This window comes from Janthinobacterium sp. GW821-FHT03C10 (assembly GCF_059420865.1).
In genome coordinates, this window is record NZ_JBWKUN010000004.1 from 258,610 (window position 1) to 279,887 (window position 21,278).

The 21,278-nt window shown below is 66.2% G+C and carries 14 protein-coding genes; 12 read left to right on the forward strand and 2 right to left on the reverse strand.

Features of this window, described 5'->3' with window-relative positions; genetic code table 11:
* Window positions 1-401 precede the first annotated feature (401 nt).
* The 6 genes from AC07VH_RS15385 (at window position 402) to AC07VH_RS15410 (ending at window position 7,727) form a co-directional block, all read left to right on the forward strand.
* Entirely contained in the window at window positions 402-1,916 is a 1,515-nt protein-coding gene (locus AC07VH_RS15385; protein WP_494788376.1) for an ABC transporter ATP-binding protein, read from the forward strand.
* Entirely contained in the window at window positions 1,909-2,991 is a 1,083-nt protein-coding gene (locus AC07VH_RS15390; RefSeq protein ID WP_494788375.1) for an ABC transporter permease, read from the forward strand. Before AC07VH_RS15385 ends, AC07VH_RS15390 begins: the two co-directional genes overlap by 8 nt.
* The gene (locus AC07VH_RS15395) at window positions 2,984-3,913 is read left to right on the forward strand and encodes an ABC transporter permease (RefSeq protein ID WP_494788374.1); all 930 of its coding nucleotides are present in this window, start codon (window positions 2,984-2,986) and stop codon (window positions 3,911-3,913) included. Before AC07VH_RS15390 ends, AC07VH_RS15395 begins: the two co-directional genes overlap by 8 nt.
* Before the next feature lie 21 nt (window positions 3,914-3,934).
* Window positions 3,935-5,020 (forward strand): BMP family ABC transporter substrate-binding protein, encoded by a 1,086-nt coding sequence (locus AC07VH_RS15400; protein WP_494788373.1) that lies wholly within the window; start codon window positions 3,935-3,937, stop codon window positions 5,018-5,020.
* Between the two features lie 120 nt (window positions 5,021-5,140).
* The gene (locus tag AC07VH_RS15405; RefSeq protein ID WP_326458580.1) at window positions 5,141-5,977 is read left to right on the forward strand and encodes an HDOD domain-containing protein; all 837 of its coding nucleotides are present in this window, start codon (window positions 5,141-5,143) and stop codon (window positions 5,975-5,977) included.
* Between the two features lie 136 nt (window positions 5,978-6,113).
* Window positions 6,114-7,727 (forward strand): M28 family peptidase, encoded by a 1,614-nt coding sequence (locus tag AC07VH_RS15410; RefSeq protein WP_494788372.1) that lies wholly within the window; start codon window positions 6,114-6,116, stop codon window positions 7,725-7,727.
* 170 nt (window positions 7,728-7,897) lie between these two features.
* Here the strand turns inward: AC07VH_RS15410 and AC07VH_RS15415 are convergent, their stop codons facing one another.
* Both AC07VH_RS15415 and AC07VH_RS15420 read right to left on the reverse strand, forming a co-directional pair.
* Window positions 7,898-9,112 carry an MFS transporter gene (locus AC07VH_RS15415; RefSeq protein WP_494788371.1) on the reverse strand — a complete coding sequence of 405 codons (1,215 nt, stop codon included), beginning with the start codon at window positions 9,110-9,112 and terminating at the stop codon, window positions 7,898-7,900.
* Between the two features lie 171 nt (window positions 9,113-9,283).
* Entirely contained in the window at window positions 9,284-10,282 is a 999-nt protein-coding gene (locus tag AC07VH_RS15420) for an LLM class flavin-dependent oxidoreductase (RefSeq protein WP_494788370.1), read from the reverse strand.
* A gap of 216 nt (window positions 10,283-10,498) precedes the next feature.
* Between AC07VH_RS15420 and AC07VH_RS15425 the strand changes: the two genes are divergently transcribed.
* From AC07VH_RS15425 to AC07VH_RS15450, 6 genes are all read left to right on the forward strand, one after another.
* A complete protein-coding gene (locus AC07VH_RS15425; RefSeq protein ID WP_494788369.1) occupies window positions 10,499-12,004 on the forward strand; it encodes a dipeptidase in 1,506 nt (501 codons plus the stop codon).
* 69 nt (window positions 12,005-12,073) lie between these two features.
* Window positions 12,074-13,177: a galactose-1-phosphate uridylyltransferase gene (gene galT, locus AC07VH_RS15430; RefSeq protein WP_494788368.1), complete on the forward strand. Its 1,104-nt coding sequence runs from the start codon at window positions 12,074-12,076 to the stop codon at window positions 13,175-13,177.
* A complete protein-coding gene (locus tag AC07VH_RS15435) occupies window positions 13,174-14,280 on the forward strand; it encodes a M24 family metallopeptidase (protein ID WP_475417395.1) in 1,107 nt (368 codons plus the stop codon). Before galT ends, AC07VH_RS15435 begins: the two co-directional genes overlap by 4 nt.
* Window positions 14,277-15,344 carry a galactokinase gene (gene galK / locus AC07VH_RS15440; RefSeq protein WP_494788367.1) on the forward strand — a complete coding sequence of 356 codons (1,068 nt, stop codon included), beginning with the start codon at window positions 14,277-14,279 and terminating at the stop codon, window positions 15,342-15,344. The genes AC07VH_RS15435 and galK overlap by 4 nt, the downstream gene beginning before the upstream one ends.
* A 177-nt stretch (window positions 15,345-15,521) precedes the next feature.
* Window positions 15,522-17,258, forward strand: coding sequence for a glycoside hydrolase family 2 protein (locus tag AC07VH_RS15445; protein WP_494788480.1), 1,737 nt, complete (start codon window positions 15,522-15,524; stop codon window positions 17,256-17,258).
* A 54-nt stretch (window positions 17,259-17,312) separates the two neighbouring features.
* Window positions 17,313-21,131 carry an NAD(P)-binding protein gene (locus tag AC07VH_RS15450; protein WP_494788366.1) on the forward strand — a complete coding sequence of 1,273 codons (3,819 nt, stop codon included), beginning with the start codon at window positions 17,313-17,315 and terminating at the stop codon, window positions 21,129-21,131.
* The last annotated feature ends 147 nt before the right edge of the window (window positions 21,132-21,278 follow it).

Genomic DNA, 21,278 nt, shown 5'->3' on the forward strand with positions numbered 1-21,278 from the left:
TTTCGGCTCCTGATGGCGGTGTTGGAAAACGGGAACTGGGATGGCTGGGCGCAGGGGGGAGCCCACTAGCGCATGAAGCGCGGCGATGGGACATTGCGCGCCGTTCAATCCATGATGCGAGAAGCGCCGCACTGGGCGATATGTCTTGTCTGCATACTTACTATCAGTTCCTGCATATAATCATCGCACCTTCCCGCCCTTGCCGGGCAAGGCGGCCGCTGTAAAGCTGATAATTTTTTTCAGAATTGTAGACAGGTGTTGTTTTTTTGCGGAAATAGAAATGCGTGCCGCCACGCCATCCCCCAAGCGCCGTGGATGCCGATACGATAGAGACAAGAGCTTGAATTTTTCCTCCACCGGCGACCAGGCCGGCGACCCCGCAGCGAGGCACGAAAAAAACAATGACGGCACGCCTGGAATTACACGATATCAGCAAGCGCTATCCGGCCGTGGTGGCCAATGACGGCATCGATCTCACCGTCGCGCCCGGACAAATCCACGCCGTGCTCGGCGAAAACGGCGCCGGCAAATCGACCCTGATGAAAATCATCTACGGCGCCGTGCAGCCCGACGGCGGCCGCATTGTGTGGAACGGCCGCGAGGTCGAGATCGCCAACCCGTCGGCCGCGCGCGCGCTCGGCATCGCCATGGTGTTCCAGCACTTTTCCCTGTTCGATACCTTGACGGTCGTGGAAAACATCGCCCTCGGTTTGCCCGCCGGCACCAACATGGCGGAGTTGGCGCAGCGCATCGAAGACACGGCGCGCCAGTACGGCCTGGACCTGGAACCGCAGCGCCACGTGCACACGCTATCCGTCGGCGAATGCCAGCGCGTGGAAATCGTGCGCGCCTTGCTGGCCAAGCCGCAACTGCTGATCCTCGACGAACCGACGTCCGTGCTGACGCCGGGCGCCGTGGAAAAGCTGTTTGCCACCTTGCGCCAGTTGGCGGCCGAAGGCTGCAGCATCCTGTACATCAGCCACAAGCTCGACGAGATCCGCGCCCTGTGCCATACGTGCACGGTGGTGCGCGCGGGAAAGAATGCGGGCGTGTGCGACCCTTCGCAAGAGTCGGCGGCCAGCCTGTCGCGCATGATGATCGGCGCCGAACCGCCCGCCGTCACGCGCGTGGCGCGCACGCCCGGCGCCGCCATGCTGAGCGTGCGCAATCTGCATTTGCCGAAGAGCCATCCGTTCGCCACGCAATTGATCGATATCCATTTCGACGTGCGCGCGGGCGAGCTCGTCGGCATCGCGGGCGTATCCGGCAATGGCCAGCAGGAATTGCTGGCCGCCCTGTCGGGCGAGGACCTGCGCGCGGCCCCCGCCAGCATCGTGCTCAACGGCATGCCTGCCGGGCGCCTGCCGCCGGGCCGCCGCCGCGCCCTCGGTTTCGGCTTCGTGCCGGAAGAACGGCTGGGGCGGGGCGCCGTGCCCGACATGGGGCTGGCCGATAACGTGCTGCTCAGCTTGCAGACCCCCGCCACCATCCGCCACGGTTTCCTGCGCCGTGGCGCGATCGCGCAGCGGGCGGCCGCCATCATCGCCCGCTTCCAGGTGAAGGCGGGCGGGCCGCAGGCGCTGGCGCGCAGCCTGTCGGGCGGCAACTTGCAGAAATACATAGTCGGACGCGAAGTCATGCGCGAACCCACGGTGCTGGTGGTGGCGCAACCGACCTGGGGCGTGGACGTGGGCGCGGCCGCGCAAATCCGCGCCGAATTGCTGGCGCTGCGCGACGCGGGTTGCGCGCTGCTGGTCGTATCGGAAGAACTCGATGAATTGTTCGAGATCAGCGACCGCCTGCTGGTGATGGCGAAAGGAAAAATTTCACCGTCGCTGGACGTGGGCGAGGCCAGCGTGGATCTAGTGGGGCAATGGATGAGCGGGCTGTGGCCGCAGGAGGCTGCCCATGGCTAAGTTCGCCTTGCGCCTGGAAGCCCGGCCCGCACCGTCGCGGCTGATGTCGTGGCTGTCGCCGGTGCTGGCCGTGCTGCTGACCGTGCTGTGCGGCGCTTTGTTATTTCTTGCGCTGGGCCACGATCCGCTGGCCGGCCTGGCCGTCTTCTTCGTGGAACCCTTGCGCGACGCGCACGGCTGGTCCGAACTGGGGATTAAAGTCGCCCCTTTGCTGTTGATCGCCGTGGGCCTGGCCATCTGCTTTCGCGCCAACATCTACAACATCGGTGCGGAAGGGCAGCTGACCCTGGGCGCCATCTGCGGCGGCGCGGCGGCCCTGTACCTGGACACGGGCGATGGCGCGGGCGGCGCGGCCATCATCGGCATTTCCCTGCTGGCCGGCATGGCGGGCGGCATGGCGTGGGCGGGCCTGGTGGCCTGGCTGCGCGACCGTTACAACGCCAGCGAAATCCTCGTCTCGCTGATGCTCGTCTATATCGCGCAATTGCTGCTCAGCTATCTCGTGTACGGCGTGCTGCGCGACCCGGAAGGGTTCAATTTTCCTCAGTCGAAACTGCTGTCGGACGGCTTGCTGTTGCCGATGGTGATCAGCGATACGCGCTTGCACGTGGGTATCGTGTTTGCCCTGCTGGCCTCGCTGGGCGGCTGGTTGTATCTGTCGCGCAGCATTGCCGGTTTCCGCCTGCGCGTGGGCGGCATGGCGCCCGCCGCCGCCCGCTATGCGGGTTTTTCTTCGCGCAAGACCTTGTGGTCGTCGCTGCTGATCTGCGGCGCCCTGTCGGGCCTGGCGGGCGCCTGCGAAGTGCTGGGACCGATGGGGCAGCTGACGCCCACGGTCTCGCCCGGCTACGGCTTTGCCGCCATCATCGTCGCCTTCGTGGGGCGGCTGCATCCCGTGGGCGTGATTTTCTCCAGCTTCGTCATGGCCCTGTTCTATATCGGCGGCGAACTGGCGCAGTCGCGCCTCGGCTTGCCCAGCGCCATCACCGGCGTGTTCCAGGGCATCTTGCTGTTCGCCTTGCTCGCCTGCGACGTGCTGATCCAATACAAATTGCGCTGGAGAAAATATGGATAACCTGGCCCTGACGATAGCGCCCTTGATTGCCGCCAGCATCAACGCGGGCACGCCGCTGATGCTCGCCGCGCTCGGTTTATTGGTGAATGAAAAGGCGGGCGTGGTGAACCTGGGCGCGGAAGGCATGATGCTGGTCTCGGCCATCACGGGCTTTGCCGTGGCCGTCAACACGGGCAGCCCCACCCTGGGCTTCCTGGTGGGGGCAGGGGCCAGCATGGTCCTGTCGGGCTTCTTTGCCTGGCTGACCGTGTGGCTGGGCACGAACCAGTACGCGACGGGCCTGGCTTTATCTCTGTTCGGCGCGGGCGCGTCCACGTACATCGGCCTGAAGTACGTGGGCAACAGCCTGCAGAACGGCCGCTTCGGCATCCCTGTACTGGAAGACATTCCCGTGCTGGGGCCGGCCCTGTTCCGCCAGCATCCGATGGTGTATCTGTCGCTCTTGCTGTGCCTGGCCATCGCCTGGTTCCTGTACCGCACGCGGGCAGGATTGGTGCTGCGCGCCGTGGGCGAGTCGCCGTCTTCCGCGCATGCGCTCGGCTATCCCGTGCGACGCATCCGCCTGGTGGCCGTGCTGTTCGGCGGCGCCTGCTGTGGTCTGGCCGGCGCATTTTTGTCGCTCGTGTACACGCCGCTGTGGGTCGAGGGCATGGTGGCGGGACGGGGATGGATCGCGCTGGCGCTGACGACCTTTGCCACCTGGCGCCCGGCGCGCGTGGTGGGCGGCGCCTACCTGTTCGGCGGCATCACGATATTGACGTTCCACGCGCAGGCGCTGGGCGTGCCCATCGCCTCGCAACTGCTGTCGATGCTGCCGTATGTGGCGGCCATCGTCGTGCTCGTGCTCATTTCCAGCAATGCCAATTACATCAAGCTCAACATGCCCGCTTCGCTGGGGAAAAATTTCAATCCCGGAAATTAATCACTCACCACAAGGAAAACCATGTCCAAGAAATTACTGTGCGCCGCCGTCTGCAGTGCCACGCTGATGTCCGCCATGCCTGCCATGGCCGCCGCGCCGGCCGCCGCTCCATTGAATGTCGGTTTCGTTTACATCAGCCCCATCGGCGACGCGGGCTGGACCACCCAGCACGATCAGGCGCGCAAGGAAATGGAAAAGGCGCTGGGCAACAAGATCAGCACCAAGTATGTGGAAAACGTGCCGGAAAGCGCCGATGCGGAGCGCGTGATCCGCGACCTGGCACAAACGGGCAGCAAGCTGGTCATCACGACTTCGTTCGGTTACATGAATCCCACCTTGAAAGTGGCGAAGCAATTTCCTAATGTGAAGTTCATTCATTTGACGGGATACAAGACGGCCGTCAACGTGGCCAACACCAACGCCCGGTTCTACGAGGGCCGCTACCTGGCCGGCGTGTTGGCCGGCAAGATGAGCAAGACCCATGTGGCCGGCTACGTGGCGGCGTTTCCCATCCCGGAAGTGTTACAGGGAGTGAACGCCTTCACGCGCGGCATGCGCAGCGTCGACCCGAAGGCGGAAGTGAAAGTGGTGTGGGTGAATAGCTGGTTCGACCCGGGCAAGGAGCGCGACGCGGCCATCACCCTGATCGGCCAGGGCGCCGACGTGGTCACCCACCACACGGACTCGACCGCAGTGGTGCAGGCGGCGGAAGAGAAGGGCAAATATGCGATCGCCTACCACTCGGACATGAAGAAGTACGGGCCGAAGGCGCAGCTGGCCGCCGTCACCCACCATTGGGGCGAGTACTACACGAAGCAGGCGCAGGCCGTGCTGGACGGCACGTGGAAGTCCAGCAGCACCTGGGGCGGCATCAAGGATGGCATGGTCAAGCTGGAAGGCATCAACGCTGCCGTGCCTGCCGACGTGAAACAGTTTGTATTGGCGCGCGAGAAAGACTTGGTTGCTGGCAAGCTCAATCCGTTCAGCGCGCCGATCAAGGATAACGATGGCAAGGTGCGCCTGGACAAAGGCGTGCTCGACGATGCGGCGCTGACGAAGATGGATTATTTTGTCGAAGGCGTGGCAGGGAAAGTTTCCGGAAAGTAATAGGGTTGCGTATAAACTTGCTGTAATATTGCCGGAAACGGGAGCCAGGCCGGGGATACATGCGCGTTCCCGGCCCACCCACACAGCAGAGCCTAATAGGCCCGTACCGGAGATCGACCCATGGACAGACTGGAAGTATTCAAGATTATCGCGCTGCAAGCGAGCAAGGGCGAGCTGACGTTCCCCGCCAACGTCAAGGCCACCTTGAAGCTGCAGGAAGCGCTGGACGACCCCGATTGCCATATCGAAGCGGCCGCCCGCATGGTCATGGCCGAGCCGCTGCTGTCGGCGCGGGTCGTGGCATTGGCCAACTCGGCCGCCTACAACCGTTCCGGCAATGAAATCGCCAATGTGCGCGCGGCCGTTTCGCGCCTGGGCTTTGCCACCTTGAAATCGATGGTGGCGTCCGTCATCGTGCGCCAGCTGGGCAGCCAGATCACGGACCCGCAATTGCGCGCCAAGGCGGCCAAGCTGTGGGAACACACGGCCCACGTGGCCGCGCTGAGCCAGGTGATTGCCAGGAAAGTCACGCATGTGGACGTGGAAACGGCCATGTTCGCCGCCATCGTGCACGAAGTGGGCGGCTTTTATCTGCTGTCGCGCGCCGAGGAGTATCCGGGTTTGCTCGACGACAACACGGAAGATTGGATCGAATACGGCGAAAAACTGATCGGCCGCGGCGTGCTGCGCCAGCTGCAAGTGCCGGACATGGTCTTGCAGGCCGTGGAAGGCATGTGGCACGGCGGCAGCACGTTCCCGCCCCGCACCCTGGGCGCGACCCTGGTGCTGGCCAACGATCTGTCGCCCGTCGGCTCGCCTTTGCACCCGCCGGAAAGCGCCGCGCGGCGCCAGGCGGCGGCGAAGATCGACTTCGGCATCGGCGGCAGCACCCTGCATACGATACTCGAGGAATCGGCCGAAGAGATCGAATCGCTGGCGGCCGCCTTGCTCGTGTAATTTACTCGGCCATGACATCCCCGCCCTCGCCGCGGGGATTTTTTTCGTCCGCATTTTGCCGCGCCTGCCCCATGGCATACAATCGCCGGCTCGGCCATCCGCCGGACTGAATGTCTCCTCTTATCCAAAGGATCTTATGCAGAAGCTGTTTTCTTCCCTCGCCTTGACCGCGCTGGCGTTTTCCGCCCAGGCCGCCACCGGTTTGCCCGTGGTGCAGGAAGCGCCCTTGCGCGCCCACCTGGCCTTCCTGTCCAACGACTTATTGGAAGGCCGGGGCACGGGCCAGCGCGGCGCCGACCTGACGGTGGCGTACCTGGAAACCCAGGCGCAGATGGCCGGATTGCAACCTGTGCGCGGCAACAGTTACCGCCAGAGCGTGCAGATCGCCGGCGTGAAGTCGCTGCCTGCCGAGAGCAGCCTGCAGGCGGTGGCGGGCGGCAAGGCCGTGCCGCTGGCCTTTGGCCCCGACTGGGTCTGGGCCACGGGCGACTCCGTTGCCGCGCACACGTTCGATGCGCCGCTCGTGTTCGTCGGCTACGGCATCACGGCGCCGGAAGAGGGCTGGAACGATTTCAAGGGCGCCGATGTCAAAAACAAGATCGTCGTCATGATGGTCAACGACCCGCAGCCGACCGCGCTTGATCCGAACCGCTTCGCCGGCAAGGCGCTGACCTATTACGGCCGCTGGACCTACAAATTCGAGGAAGCCAAACGTCAGGGCGCGGCGGGCGTATTGCTGATCCACACGAAACCGTCGGCCTCGTACGACTGGAGCGTCGTGCAGAACAGCTGGAGCGGCAGCGAACGTTTTCAATTGGCCGACCGCACTGCCGGCACGCCACTGCAGGGCTGGATCGCGGAAGACGCGGCGCGCCGGCTGTTTACGGCCGGCGGACAGGATCTGGACGCCTTGCGCGCCAAGGCGGAAAGCAAGGATTTCCAGGCCGTCGCCTTGAACGCCAAGCTGTCGGGCGAGATGAAGTCCATCGTGCGCAAGGTGGAGCAATTCAATATCGCCGGCATGGTGCCGGGCACCGACCCGACATTGAAAGATGAAGCCGTCATCTACAGCGGCCACTGGGACCACCTGGGCAAGCAAGGTGACTCTGGAGACACGATCTACAACGGCGCCGTCGACAACGCGTCGGGCACGGCCGGCTTGCTGGCCATGGCGCAGGAAGCCGTGAAAAAGCCTGCGAAGCGCACGCAGATATTCCTGTGGGTGGCGGCCGAGGAACAGGGGCTATTGGGCAGCGCCGCCTACGCGGCCGATCCGCTGTGGCCGCTGGACAAGACGGCCGCCGCGTTGAACCTCGACAGCCTGAACTTCGTGGGCGCCACGCACGACATCGGCGCGCAGGGCAGCGAGCGCACGGAGCTGGGGGCGATGGCGGCGGCAACCGCCAAAGCCATGGGCATGCACATTGCGGCAGCGCGTCCCGACCTGGCCGGCGGTTATTTCCGCAGCGACCATTTCAGCTTTGCCAAGGCGGGCGTGCCCGCGTTTTCCATCAATGGCGGACGCGAGTACATCAAGGACGTGGCAGCGTCGAAAGCCAAGGCCGCCGCGTATGGCCCCCGCTACCATCAGGTCACCGATGAGTACGACGCCAGCTGGGATCTGTCCGGCATGACGCAGCAGGCGCAATTTACCCTGAATCTGGGGCAAGCCGTGGCGAATGCGGCGAAGATGCCGGCCTGGAAGGCGGGCGATGCGTTTGGCAAGGCGCGCGGGCAGGCCGCGAAATAAGACGTGGTCCGTGCAAGCAACGTTGTCGGATTACGCGCGGCCTCGCCGCACCTCGGCGGCCCCGCTAATCCGACCTACGCCCGTTCGCTTGGAGCAAGTGCGTAGGTCGGGTTAGCGCGCCAGCGCGTAACCCGACAACATTGTTGGCGCCGCAGCCCCGCAGCGCCGGATCAAGCCGTCCGTTCCAGCTTGCGCTGCGCGTGCCGGTACTTGCTCCACACCAGCAGCAGCAACAGCGGCATGGCGCCGCCCACCATGCACAGGGCGGGCCAGCCGCCGGCGGCAAAGCTGGCGCTGGCCAGGGCCGAGCCGGCCGACGCGCCGATGAAGCCGCCCGCGATGAACACGGTGGTGACCCTGGCCCGTGCGTGCGGCGCCAGTTTATAGATGATGGACTGGTGCGTTACTTGCAGGCCCATCACGCCCATGTCCAGCAGGACGATGCCGATCAACAGCAGCACCAGCGAATGGGCGCCGAAGCCGATCAGGGCCCAGCCCGCGATCGAGGCGACCGCCAGCAGCCAGGTGGCCTGGCGCGCATAGCCGCGGTCGGCCATGCGGCCCGCCGTGTTGGCGGCAAAGGCGCCCGTGGCGCCCGCCAGGCCGAACAGGCCGATCTGCATTTCCGAGTAATGATACGGCGCGCCGCTGAGCAGGAAGGTCAGGCCCGTCCAGAACACGCTGAAGGTGCCCAGGCCCAGGCCGGAGAACAGGGCGCGCTGGCGCAGCAAGGGTTCCTGGCGGATGATGTCAGCCAGCGAGGCCATCAGCTTGCCGTATTGCAGCGTGCCACGTGGCGCCTCGTTGGGCAGGATGCGGCGCAGCATGACGAGCAGGGCGGCCACGACGATGGCGGCCAGCACGTAGACGGTGCGCCAGCCGCCGCTGATCTGCGACACGGTGCCGGAGACGGTACGCGCGAGCAAGATGCCCAGCAATAAGCCCGTCATGACGGTGCCCACCATGCGGCCCCGGCTGTGATCGGGCGCATACGAGGCCACCATGGCCGTGACCACCATCAAGGCGCTGGACGTGATCCCCATCAGGACGCTGGCGATGGCAAAGACGATGATGTTCTGGCTGGTGGCGGCCAGCAGCAGGGCACCGATCTTGGCGATCAGCATCCACGTCAGCAACTGGCGGCGGTTCAGCACGTCACTGAGGGGCACCAGAAACACGATGCCCAGCACGTAGCCGATCTGCGTCGCCGTGACCAGGTAGCCCGCTTGCGGCACGCTGACGCCAAACGAGGCGGCCAGCATGGATGTGAGCGGCTGCACATAGTACAGGCTGGCGACGAGCACGCCGGCGGACAGGGCGAACAACAGGATGCGGGTGGAGCTCAGCAGGGCGCTGGCATCGACGGACGAGGGTGCAGATTTCATGCGATACAACTTTCTTGGAATGATGCTTTTGGATGAGCATGATAGCGGGGCTGCGCATTTCTTGCCGGGCGCGGCCGATTTTGCGGCTGGGCGTGAGCAAAAAAATCCCGGCGATCGTTGCCGACGGCCGGGAAAAGGGTATTTGGGGAAATACCGGGGGAGACAGTGAAGTTACTGCGCGCGCGCCAGCTCCGCATGCACCTGCGCCGTGATTTCATACGAGCGCAGGCGGTGCTGGTGCTCGAAGATCTGCGAGGTGATCATCAATTCGTCGGCACCCGTTTCGGCGATGAAGGCGGCCATCTTCGCCTTCACCGTGTCCGGCGCGCCGATGGCCGTGCAGGACAGGACGGAATCGAGCATGGCGCGTTCCTGCGGGCCCAGCTGTTCCAGGTAGCCGGGCACGGGCGGTTGCAGACGCGACGGGCGGCCCGTGCGCAGGTTGACGAACGCCTGCTGCATCGACGTGGCGCGCAAGTGCGCCTCGGCATCCGTGTCGGCGGCGAACACATTAAAGCCCAGCATCACGTACGGTTGCGCCAATTGTTTTGACGGCTTGAAGTGTTCGCGGTAATAGGCCACGGCTTGCATCATCATCTGCGGCGCGAAGTGCGAGGCGAAGGCATACGGCAAGCCCAGGTGGGCTGCCAGCTGGGCGCCGAACAGGCTGGACCCCAGTATCCACACGGGCACTTTCGCCCCCTTGCCGGGCACGGCCAGCACGCGCTGGCGCGGTTCGTCGGACATATAGTCGATCAATTCCAGCACGTCCTGCGGAAACTGTTCCGCGTCGGACTGCAGGTCGCGGCGCAGGGCGCGCGCCGTCGTCTGGTCGGAGCCGGGCGCGCGGCCCAGGCCCAGGTCGATGCGGCCCGGATGCAGCGCTTCCAGCGTGCCGAACTGTTCCGCGATGACCAGCGGCGAGTGGTTCGGCAGCATCACGCCGCCCGCGCCCACGCGGATGGTCTTGGTGCCGGCCGCCACATGGGCGATGACGACGGCCGTGGCGGCGCTGGCGATGCCGGGCATGCCGTGGTGTTCGGCCAGCCAGTAGCGCTTGTAGCCCCAGCGTTCGCCGTGCTGCGCCAGGTCCAGCGTGTTCTTGAACGACTGGCTGGCGTTGCTGCCTTCGGCGATGGGCGCGAGGTCGAGTATGGAAAATGGAATCATGGTAGCGATATCGGGACGTGGTGGAAAATCACAATGGACGATTTGTCTATCCCCTGACGCTGGCAGGGTCACCCATGACGGCGTGGTGGGGAAGACAGGCTGGACACATGATAATGCGAATCGGGAATTTGCGTACTGATCGGTAAAAAACTCGTGTCGATTGGAAATCGGCGCGGGCGGTGCTAGAGTGGGCCTCCCCACTTTACGCGTCCCGCCATGTTCAAGAAACCCCTGCTGTTGTCCCTGCTTGGCCTGCTGCTGCAGCCTTCCGTTCACGCCGCTCCCGTCAGCCCGCAGGCGCAGGAGACGGCCCGCTACGCGCTGGCCACCTATCCCGAACCGCTGATCGCCAGCCTGGCGAAGATGATCAGTTTCAACACGGTGGCCGACCCGGCCGTGCCGTTTGCGGACAATCCCCAGCACACGGGTTTTAAACGCTACCTGGCGGCCGAGGCGCAGCGCCTCGGTTTCGATTTCCACGATCACGGCCACGTGCTGGTCATCGGCATGGGCAAGGGCAGCGAGCGGGTGGGCGTGATCACGCACGGCGACGTGCAGCCCGTCAATCCCGCCAAATGGGCCCGCTCGCCATTCGAGCTGGACCGTACCAGCGAACCGGGCAAACTGCTGGGACGGGGCACGGAAGACGACAAGGGCCCCATCGCCACGGCCCTGTACGCGATGAAAGCCATCCAGGACAAACAGGTGCCGCTGAGCAAGCGCATCGAGCTGTACGTGTACATGGCCGAGGAGTCGGACTGGGAACCGCTGAAACAGTTCCTCAAGACCCACACGCCGCCGCAGCTGAACATCACCATCGATGCGGAATACCCGGTGGTGACGGCCGAGAAAGGCTATGGCTCCATCAAGCTGACCTTGCCGCCGCGCACGGCCATGCCGGCCGACGGCGGCCCCGTGCTGAAGAGCCTGACGGGCGGCTTTTTCGGCAGCCAGATTCCGGAAGACGCGCAAGCCGTCATCGAACGCGCGCCGGCCGCGCTGGAAGCGGCCATCCGCGCCCGCGCGCAGCAGCAGAAGGGCATGCGCTACAGCTACGCGCGCGAGGGCGGCGCCTTGACGGTGACGGCGCTGGGCGTGTCGGCCCACTCGTCGAAGCCGGAAGACGGCGTCAACGCCATCAGCATGCTGGCCGACGCGCTGGCCGTGCAGCCGTGGCAGGGCACGCAGGCGGCCGACATGCTGTCGTTCCTGAATGAACTGGTGGGTACCGGCATTTACGGCGAGCGCTTCGGCCAGATCGCCTACCGCGACGGTTTCATGGGCCCGATGACGGTGGCGCCTACCGTGCTCAAGCAACAAGGCGGAGAACTGGAACTGAATATCAACTTGCGCCGTCCGCAAGGCAAGACGGCGGCCGTGCTGCAGCAGCAGGTGACGGCCGCCTTCGATGGCTGGAAGGCGCGGCGCCAGGTGCCGGCCGCGTTGCAGGTGCAGATCGGCGAGCCGTGGCTGCAGACGGCGGCGCCGCAGATTCCCACCTTGCTGTCCGTCTTCGAGCACTACACTGGCATGGCGCATCCGCAACCGGTGTCCATCGGCGGCGGCACCAATTCGCGCCTGTTCCCGAATGCCGTCAGCTTCGGCCCCGCCATGCCGCATACGGTGTACACGGGCCATTCCGAGCATGAGTTCATCACGGAAAAACAGTTGCTGCTGAATTTGCAGATGTACACGGCCGTGCTGATCGAACTGGCGAAATAAACGTCTTCGCCGGAACTTTTTTCGGCAGTGCCAGTCTTAAGAATTCGTGTCTTAAGATTGCGAAACATCATGTATTGCAAGCAACTCGCCAAGCCCGACGGGCGCCAGCTGACCCTGTACAGCCGGCGTCCCATCGTCGTCGCCGGCGTTGCACCGAGTCCCTTCCCCGCGGCGCAGGAAGCCAATCCGCACTTGCGCTGGCATCCCTTGCGCGGCGAATGGGTGGCCTACGCGGCTTACCGCCAGGGCCGCCCCTTCCTGCCGCCGGACCGGTACAACCCGCTGGCGCCCACGCGCGATCCCGCGCAGCCGACGGAATTGCCTGCCGGCGATTACGACATCGCCGTCTTCGACAACCGCTTTCCCACCCTGGCGCCGCACGCGCATGATCCGCCCGACTTGACGGTCGCCACGGCGCCCGCCCGCGGCCATTGCGAAGTGGTGGTGTTCGCGCAGGATGCCGGCGCCTCGCTGGGCACGCTGGCGCTTGGCCACATGGCCTTGCTGCTGCAGGTGTGGGGGGAGCGCACGGCACAGCTGGCCAGCCGGCCCGGCATCGCGTACGTGCTGCCGTTCGAGAACCGCGGCGCGGAAGTGGGCGTGACCCTGCACCATCCGCATGGCCAGATCTACGCCTACCCCTTTGTTCCGCCCGTGCCGGCGCGCATGCTGGAGCAGGAACACGCATATTTCGCCAGCCATGGCCAGGCCCTGCTGGTCGACATGGCGCGGCGCGAAGCCGATGACGGCGCGCGCCTGCTGTACCTGGGGCCGGAAGCGATCGCCTTCGTGCCCGCCTGCGCCCGCTATCCGTACGAGGCGTGGGTGATGCCGCTGCGGCAGACGGACAGCTTTACGGCCTTGTCGGCGCGGCAGCGCGACGACCTGGCGCGCGCCCTCAAGACCGTGCTGCTGAAATACGACGGCTTGTGGCGGCGCGCCATGCCTTACCTGATGGCCTGGTACCAGGCGCCGCCAGACGGCCGCGCGCACCCGGACACGCAGCTGCACGCACAGTTTTATCCGCCGTACCGCACGCGCGAACGGCTCAAATATCTGGCCGGCACCGAGCTGGCCGCCGGCATGTACGCCATGGATGCCCTGCCCGAGGAATCGGCGCGGCAGCTGCAGCAAGTGCGCGTGGCATGGGAAATGGCAGAGGAAATCGCATGAACTGGAATGTCGAACTGGAAATTGCGCACAAACTGGCGCAGATGCGTGGCTGGCTGGAACAGGAAAGGGCCGGCGCGTTGCGCCTGCGCGGCGTGGACTGGTTCGCCTGGGCCACGGCGGGCGCGTCGGGCAGCAGCTGCCAGACGGCCGAGTGCGGCTGTGCCGAGGTGCTCGTCACGCGCGATGCGGCCTACATCCTCACCGATGCGGCCGAGGCGCAGCGGCTGCGCCAGGAAGAGGTGCGCGGCAGCTGGACCTGGCAAGTGACGCCGTGGATGCAGCCCCGGCTGGCTGAATTGCGCGAGCATTTCGTGCAGCATGCGGCGGGAGGGCGGCCCGTGCTGTGCGACCGGCCCGGTCTGCACGAGCGCTGCCTGCCCGTCGCCTTGCGCGAGGAGCGCCTGCCCCTGCTGGCGCCGGAACAGGCGCGCTACCGCGAAGTGGGCCGGCTGGCCTCCGCTGCCGCCAGCGAGGCGCTGCGCGCCGCGCGGCCCGATTGGAGCGAGCAGGAACTGGCCGGCGCCTGCGCCCGCGCCCTGTGGTCGCGCGGCCTGCATGCCGTGTACGTGCTGGCGGCGGGCGCCGAGCGCTTCGAGCGCTACCGGCGCGCGCCGCCCGCCGCGTCGCCGCTGGGCGAACGGGCCGTGCTGGCGCTGTGCGCGCAAGGCTTCGGCCTGTGCGCCAGCTTGAGCCGCCAGCGCCGTTTCCGCCCCGCGCGCGACGGCATCGGCGAAGCCGACGCGGCCATCCTGGCGCTGGAAGCGGTGGCGCTCGATGCCTGCGTGGCGGGGCATGCGCTGAGCATGGTGTATCACGCGCTCGACAGCGCCTATGCGTATGCGGGCCAGCCCGATACGGTGCAGGAATTCCGGCAGGGCGGCATCGCCGGCTACCGCGCGCCCGAGGTGGCCGCCGGCGCGCATACGGAAATCGCCCTGAAGGACGGCATGGCCGTGGCCTTCCATCCCAGCCTGCCCGGCAGCATGGTGGAAGACACTTTCCTGCTCAGCGGCGGACGCCTGCACAACCTGACCTGCGATCCGGACTGGCCGGCGGCAACGGTGCAGGGACGGCGGCGTCCGCTGACCCTGGAAGTGCAATGATCACTCCCGACGCATATTTCGGCGCCGTCCCCGTGGTGGCGGCCTCGGCGCCCGGAAGGGTCAACCTGCTGGGCGAGCATACGGACTACAACGACGGCTACATGCTGCCGTGCGCCACGCCGCAGCGCACGCGGGTGATGCTGGCGCCGGCCGCCGACGGGCACCACCAGTTCTATTCGGCCACTCTTGACGAACTCGTGCGTTTCGAGCGCCAGAGCGCCGCGCCGCCCGGCTTCGGCCGCTACCTGGAAGGCTGCATACGCCTGTTCGAGGAGCGCGGCGTCGCGGTGCCGGCCGTGCGCGGCCACATCGATTCGGACGTGCCGCCGGGCGCCGGCCTGTCGAGCAGCGCCGCGCTGGAGATCGCCATGCTGCGCGCGCTGCGCCAGTTGCTGGGGCTGCAGATCGACGACGTGTCGCTGGCGCTGATGGGGCAGCAGGCGGAAATCCGCTACGCGCAGGTCAATTGCGGCGTGATGGACCAGATGGCGTGCAGCCTGGCCGACGAGCATCACATGCTGCTGCTCGACGCGCGCACCCTGCGCCATGCGCTGCTGGCGCTGCCCCACGACAGCGAGGTGCTGGTGGTCGACAGCGGCGTGCCGCGCACCCTGGCCGGCAGCGCCTACAACGTGCGCCGCGCCGAGTGCGAACAGGCGGCGCGCCTGCTGGGCGTGGCGGCGCTGCGCGACGTGCGCGAGCCGTCCGTGGTGGAAGGCTTGCCCGAGCCGTACCGCCGCCGCGCGCGCCACGTGGTCAGCGAAAACCTGCGCGTGCTGCAGGCTTGCGGCCAGCATGGTCCCGTGCTCTTCGGCCAGCTGATGGCGCAGTCGCACGCCAGCCTGCGCGACGATTACGAGGTATCGCTGCCGGTGCTCGATGCGCTGGTGGCGCTGCTGTCGGCGCAGTCCGCCGTGTACGGCGCGCGCCTGACGGGCGCCGGTTTTGGCGGCGCCTGCGTGGCCCTGTGCCGCAAGCAGGGCGCGGCCAGCGCGGGGCGTACGGTGGTGCAGCGCTTTAACGCCCTGGGACACCACGCACGCATGGTGGTTCCGCTCGACTGAGCATGGTTTGATCCTGCTCATGCGTTACAGGGCAAGCCCCATACGGCGGAACTTGCCCCATGCCGCACGCATCCAACTGGCATGCTCGACGACCATCTCTCCCCACCCCATACGGATGACGGCCAGGCCGGTATCGCCCTGCCTGGCGCGGGCGGCTTTGCCTATCCCCGCCCGCAGATGGTGCGCGAGAACTGGCAATCGCTGAACGGCGCCTGGCGTTTCACCTTCGACAATGAACGGCGCTACCGCCTGCCCGACGGCGGCATCGGCTGGACACACGAGATCATCGTGCCGTTTCCGCCGGAATCGCAGGCCAGCGGCGTGGGCGACCGCGGTTTTCACCGCGTGTGCTGGTACCAGCGCGACTTCCTGCTGCAGCCGGGCGGTCCCCGCGTGCTGCTGCATTTCGGCGCCGTCGACTACCATGCGAAGGTCTGGCTGAACGGCCACGTGGTGGCTGAGCATGAGGGAGGCCACACGCCGTTTGTCGCCAACATCAGCCATGCCCTGCTGGCCGACGGGCCGCAGGTGCTGACGGTGCGCGTCGAGGACGATCCGCACGACCTGGCCAAGCCGCGCGGCAAGCAGGACTGGCAACTGCTGCCCCATTCCATCTGGTATCCGCGCACCACGGGCATCTGGCAAAGCGTGTGGATCGAGCGCGTGGCCAGCACCTACATCGGCAAGCTGCGCTGGACGCCCGTGTTCGAGGGCTACGAAATCGGCTGCGACGTGTTCGCCATGGGCGAGCTGCACGACGATCTCATCGTGGGCGTGCGCATCTGGCATGGCGACAACCTGCTGGCCGACGACCAGTACAAGCTGATCGAAAACGAAGCGAGCCGCAAGATTGCCCTGTCCGATCCCGGCATCGACGATTCGCGCAACGAACTGCTGTGGAGCCCGGAGCGGCCCATCCTGCTCGATGCCGAAGTCACGCTGCGGCATGGCGACGAGCTGCTCGACACGGTCAGGTCGTACACGGCGCTGCGCTCGGTGGCGATCAACCGCGACCGCTTCATGCTCAATGGCCGGCCGTATCCGCTGCGCCTGGTGCTGGACCAGGGCTACTGGCCCGACACCCTGCTGGCGGCGCCTTCCGATGCGGCCTTGCGGCACGACGTGGAACTGGCCAAGGCCATGGGTTTCAACGGCGTGCGCAAGCACCAGAAGATTGAGGACCCGCGCTACCTGTACTGGGCAGACCGCCTGGGCTTGCTGGTGTGGGAAGAAATGCCGTCCACCTACCGCTTTTCCGGCAAGGCGATCACGCGCATGGTGCGCGAATGGACGGACGTGATCGAACGCGATTACAGCCACCCGTGCATCCTCGTCTGGGTACCGTTCAACGAATCGTGGGGCGTGCCCAACCTGACGGCCATCCAGGCCCACCGCAATGCCGTCGAGGCGCTGTACCACCTGACGCGCACGCTCGACCCCACGCGGCCTGTGATCGGCAACGACGGCTGGGAAGCGTCGGCCACCGACATCCTCGGCATCCACGACTACGACTGCGATCCGGAACGCCTGCAGGCGCGCTATGCGATCAGCGATTCGGCCCGCACCACCTTGTTCGACCAGCGCCGCCCGGGCGGGCGCATCCTCACGCTCGACGGTTTTCCGCACCGGGGCCAGCCCATCGTCCTCACGGAATTTGGCGGCATCGCCTTTGACCGGGAACAGGGCGATGCCGATACCTGGGGCTATGCGCGCGTGAGCAACGAGGCGGCCTTCCTCGATCTTTACCGGCGCCTGATGACGGTCGTCAACACGGCGCAAATGTTCAGCGGCTTTTGCTACACGCAGTTCGCCGACACGTTCCAGGAAACCAATGGCCTGCTGACGGCGAACCGAACGCCGAAGGCCGCGCTGGAACTGCTCAGCGCGGCCACCCGCAATATCCGGCTCAATTGAACGCAAGCCGGGCCTGGCAGTTTTCATCCGGTCCCTACATCAAGAGGAGCAGGTATGGCCGATACCGATGGCGCGGCAGCGCCGTTCCCTACTTACTGGCAGGCGGGATACGAGGGCGCCGACCACGTCACCCATGGCGGCCAGGCGCTGGACATGAACCGCGCCACGGGCCACCTGGACCGGGTGCGCGAAGACTACCTGCTGCTGCGCCAGTTCGGCATCCGCAGCGTGCGCGAAAGCATAGGCTGGCGCCTGGTCGAACGCGACGGCCGTTTCGATTTTTCCTGCATCGAGGAGCGCGCCGCCGTGGCGCGGGAACTGGGCCTGCAGGTCAACTGGACCTTCTGCCACTACGGCTGGCCGCCCGACGTCGACCTGTTCTCGCCGGACTTCGTGCCGGGCTTTGCCCGCTATTGCCGGGCGGCGGCGCAGTTTCTCGCGCCCTATGCGGGCAGCGCGCCCGTATATTCGCCCATCAATGAAATCTCGTTTACCAGCTGGGGTTTGTCGGTGCACATGTTCCAGTGCCTGAACATGCAGCGGCCGGACGCGGGCCACGAAGGCAAGCGGCAGCTGGTGCGCGCCACCGTGGCCGGCTGCGACGCCATCCGCGCCGTCAGCCCGCATGCGCGCTTCCTGCAATGCGATCCCCTGATCCACGTGATCGCGCCGCCGGGACGGCCGGACTGGGTCGCCCAGGCGGCCGCCTGGCGCGCCTCGCAGTTCGAGGCCTGGGACATGCTGTGCGGGCGCCTGTCCCCGGAACTGGGCGGCGCGCCGCGCTACCTGGACTTGATCGGCCTGAACTACTACCACAGCAACCAGTGGGAAAGCGGCAGCAACCTGCGCCTTTGGTGGCATCTGGGCGAGCCGCGCCGCATGCCCCTGCACCAGCTGCTGCTGGAAGTGGGGCGGCGCTATGGGCGGCCGCTGCTGCTGGCGGAAACGAGCCACGTGGGCAGCGGGCGCGGCGCCTGGATACGCGACGTGGCCGCCGAGGCGGCGCTGGCCGTTCAGCACGGCGCGGACCTGCGCGGCATCTGCCTCTATCCCGTCATCGACCGTCCCGACTGGGACGATGCCAGCCACTGGCACCGCAGCGGCCTGTGGGATGTCGGCCTGGAAGGCGAGGGAGGGGAGCGGCTGCGGCGCATCCTGTCTCCGCCTTACGCGGCGGCGCTACGGCAGGCCCAGCGCCTGACCGCACACCTTTGTTCAACGTTTGCCCCGGCGGGGCAGAAAGGAACTGGCATGCGAACCATTATCGTCTTTTCACACCTGCGCTGGAATTTCGTGTATCAGCGTCCGCAACAGCTGCTGTCGCGGCTGGCGCAGTTCTACCGCGTGGTCTTCATCGAGGAACCCGTCTGGCACGACGGGCCCGGCACGCTGGAACTGTCCACCCCGGCACCGAACGTGACCGTGTGCCAGCCCCGCACGGCCGTGCGGGCACCCGGTTTTCACGACGACCAGCTGGCCGTGCTGCAACCCTTGCTGGCCCAGATCACGCCCGCCGACGACCCCATCGTCTGGTTCTATACGCCGATGGCGCTGCCGCTGCTGCCGGCCCTGCACGCTGGCCTGGTGGTGTATGACTGCATGGATGAACTGGCCGCATTCAAGTATGCTCCCCGACAATTACTGCAGCGCGAAACGGCCCTGCTGGCGCGCGCCGAACTGGTGTTCGCGGGCGGCCCCAGCCTGTTCGAGGCGAAACGCACGCGCCATGCGAACGTGCATTGCTTCGCCAGCAGCGTCGACACCGTGCACTTCGAACAGGCGCTGGACCGCCACAACGGCCATCCCGCGCAAGCGGAGATCGGGCGGCCCAGGCTGGGCTACTACGGCGTGATCGACGAGCGTTTCGAGCCTGCCCTGGTGGCGGCGCTGGCCGATGCCCATCCCGACTGGCAAATCGTGCTCGTCGGCCCCATCCTCAAGATCGACCCGGCCAACTTGCCGCAGCGGCAAAATATCCATTATCTGGGCCAGCAGCCGTACCAGGCGCTGCCGCACTTCCTGGCCGGCTGGGACGTGTGCCTGCTGCCCTTCGCCAGGAACGAGGCGACCCGCTTCATCAGTCCTACCAAGGTGCTCGAATACATGGCGGCGCAGTTGCCCATCGTCAGCACTTCGATCACCGACGTGGCCGTGCCGTATGGCGGCATCGTGGCCATCGCCGACACACCCGAGGCCTTTGTCGGCGCCTGCGAGGCGGCCATGGCCGCGACGCCGGAGCAGCGCGCGGCCATGGCCGCCGGCATGCGCGCCATCGTCGCGGCTACCTCGTGGGATGCCACGGCCGAGCAGATGCGCCACTTGCTCGACACGACGCCGCCGGGACAGGGAGCCCGCCAGGCGTTGCCCGCCGCCAGCACGGCACAGGCCGCCGCACCGGGCGCCGCCGTCAACCTCCTGCATCCCCCCGGTGCGCCGCAAGCCGTGGCCTGCGCCATCATCGGCGCCGGCCCGACGGGCTTGAGCGCCGCCTATCACCTGGGCGCCGACACCTTGTTGCTGGACAAAAATGCCGCGGTGGGCGGCTGGTGCCGCTCCATCGTCGACCGGGGGTTCACTTTCGACCATGCGGGCCACATCATGTTTTCCAACGACGACTATGTGCTCGACATGTACCGCACCTTGCTGGGCACCAACCTGCACTGGCAAAACCGCGAAGCCTGGGTGTACAGCAAGCAGGTCTACACGCGCTATCCTTTCCAGGGGGCGCTGTACGGCTTGCCGCCGGCCGTCATCAAGGAATGCATCGTCGGTGCCGTCGAGGCGCGCTACGGCAAGGCGCCGGCCGTGCCGGGCCATGCGGCGGCGGGGGCCTGCGCCGTGGAGGACTGCTGCGCCGACGGCGGCACGGGACTGGAACAGGCGCACGATGCCGTGGCGGCGCCGCCCCAGGCGGGACTCAATTTCGAACAGTTCATCCATCAGGTATGGGGCAGCGGCATCGCCCGCCATTTCGCCATTCCCTACAACAGGAAATTGTGGACCGTACCGCTGGCCGAGATGGAAACGTCGTGGCTGGGCGGGCGGGTACCCTTGCCGAACCTGGAAGACATCATCGAGGGCGCACTCGAACCGGTGGCCAGGCCGATGGGCCCGAATGCCCGTTTCGGCTATCCCTTGCGCGGTGGTTTCCAGGCATTGATGTCGGGCTTCCTGCCGCATCTGCAAGGCCAGCTGGAACTTAACGCCGAGGTGGTGCAGATCCTGCCGCGCCAGCACCTGATCGTGCTGGCCGATGGCCGCCGCTTCCGTTACCAGCACCTGCTGAGCACCATGCCCTTGCCGGAGCTGGTGCGCCTGAGCGGTGAGCAGGCGCCGCAGCAGGTACGGGCGGCGGCGCGCGCCTTGCGGCATATTTCCGTGCGCTGCGTCAACCTGGGCGTGGCACGTGAACACATCAGCGAGAAACACTGGATTTACTACCCGGAAGAGACGATATTTCACCGTATCTTCCTGCAAGGTAACGCCAGCCCCCACTGCAATGCGCCGGGCGGCTTTGGCCTGACGTGCGAGATCAGTTATTCGCCCTGGAAGCCGTTGCCGCTGGATGGGCAAGCCCTGATCGACCGCTGCGTGGCCGATTGCATCGCCGTGGGCTTGCTGCGCGACGATGACCGGCTGCTCGCTGCCAGCCAGGTGGACATGCCCTACGCCTACGTCGTGTACGACCACGCGCGGGCCGCCAACGTGGCGCTGGTGAAGGCTTGGCTGGCCACGCAGGATATCGTGCTGGCGGGACGCTACAGCGAATGGGAATACTACAATTCTGACCATGCCTTCCTGGCCGGGAAAAAAGCGGCGGAACAGATCGCCGGGCTGGCGGCCAGCCAGCGCAAGGTGAGCATGGTGGAATAGGCGCTTGCGCCGGGGGCCTGGAACGGTGCTCCCGGCGCGCCGTGGAAAGGTAAGCAGGGAAAAGGCGCAAATAGGGAAAAGACAACAGGCAAACGGCAACAGGCAAACGGCAACAGGCAACAGGCAACAGGCAACAGGCAACAGGCA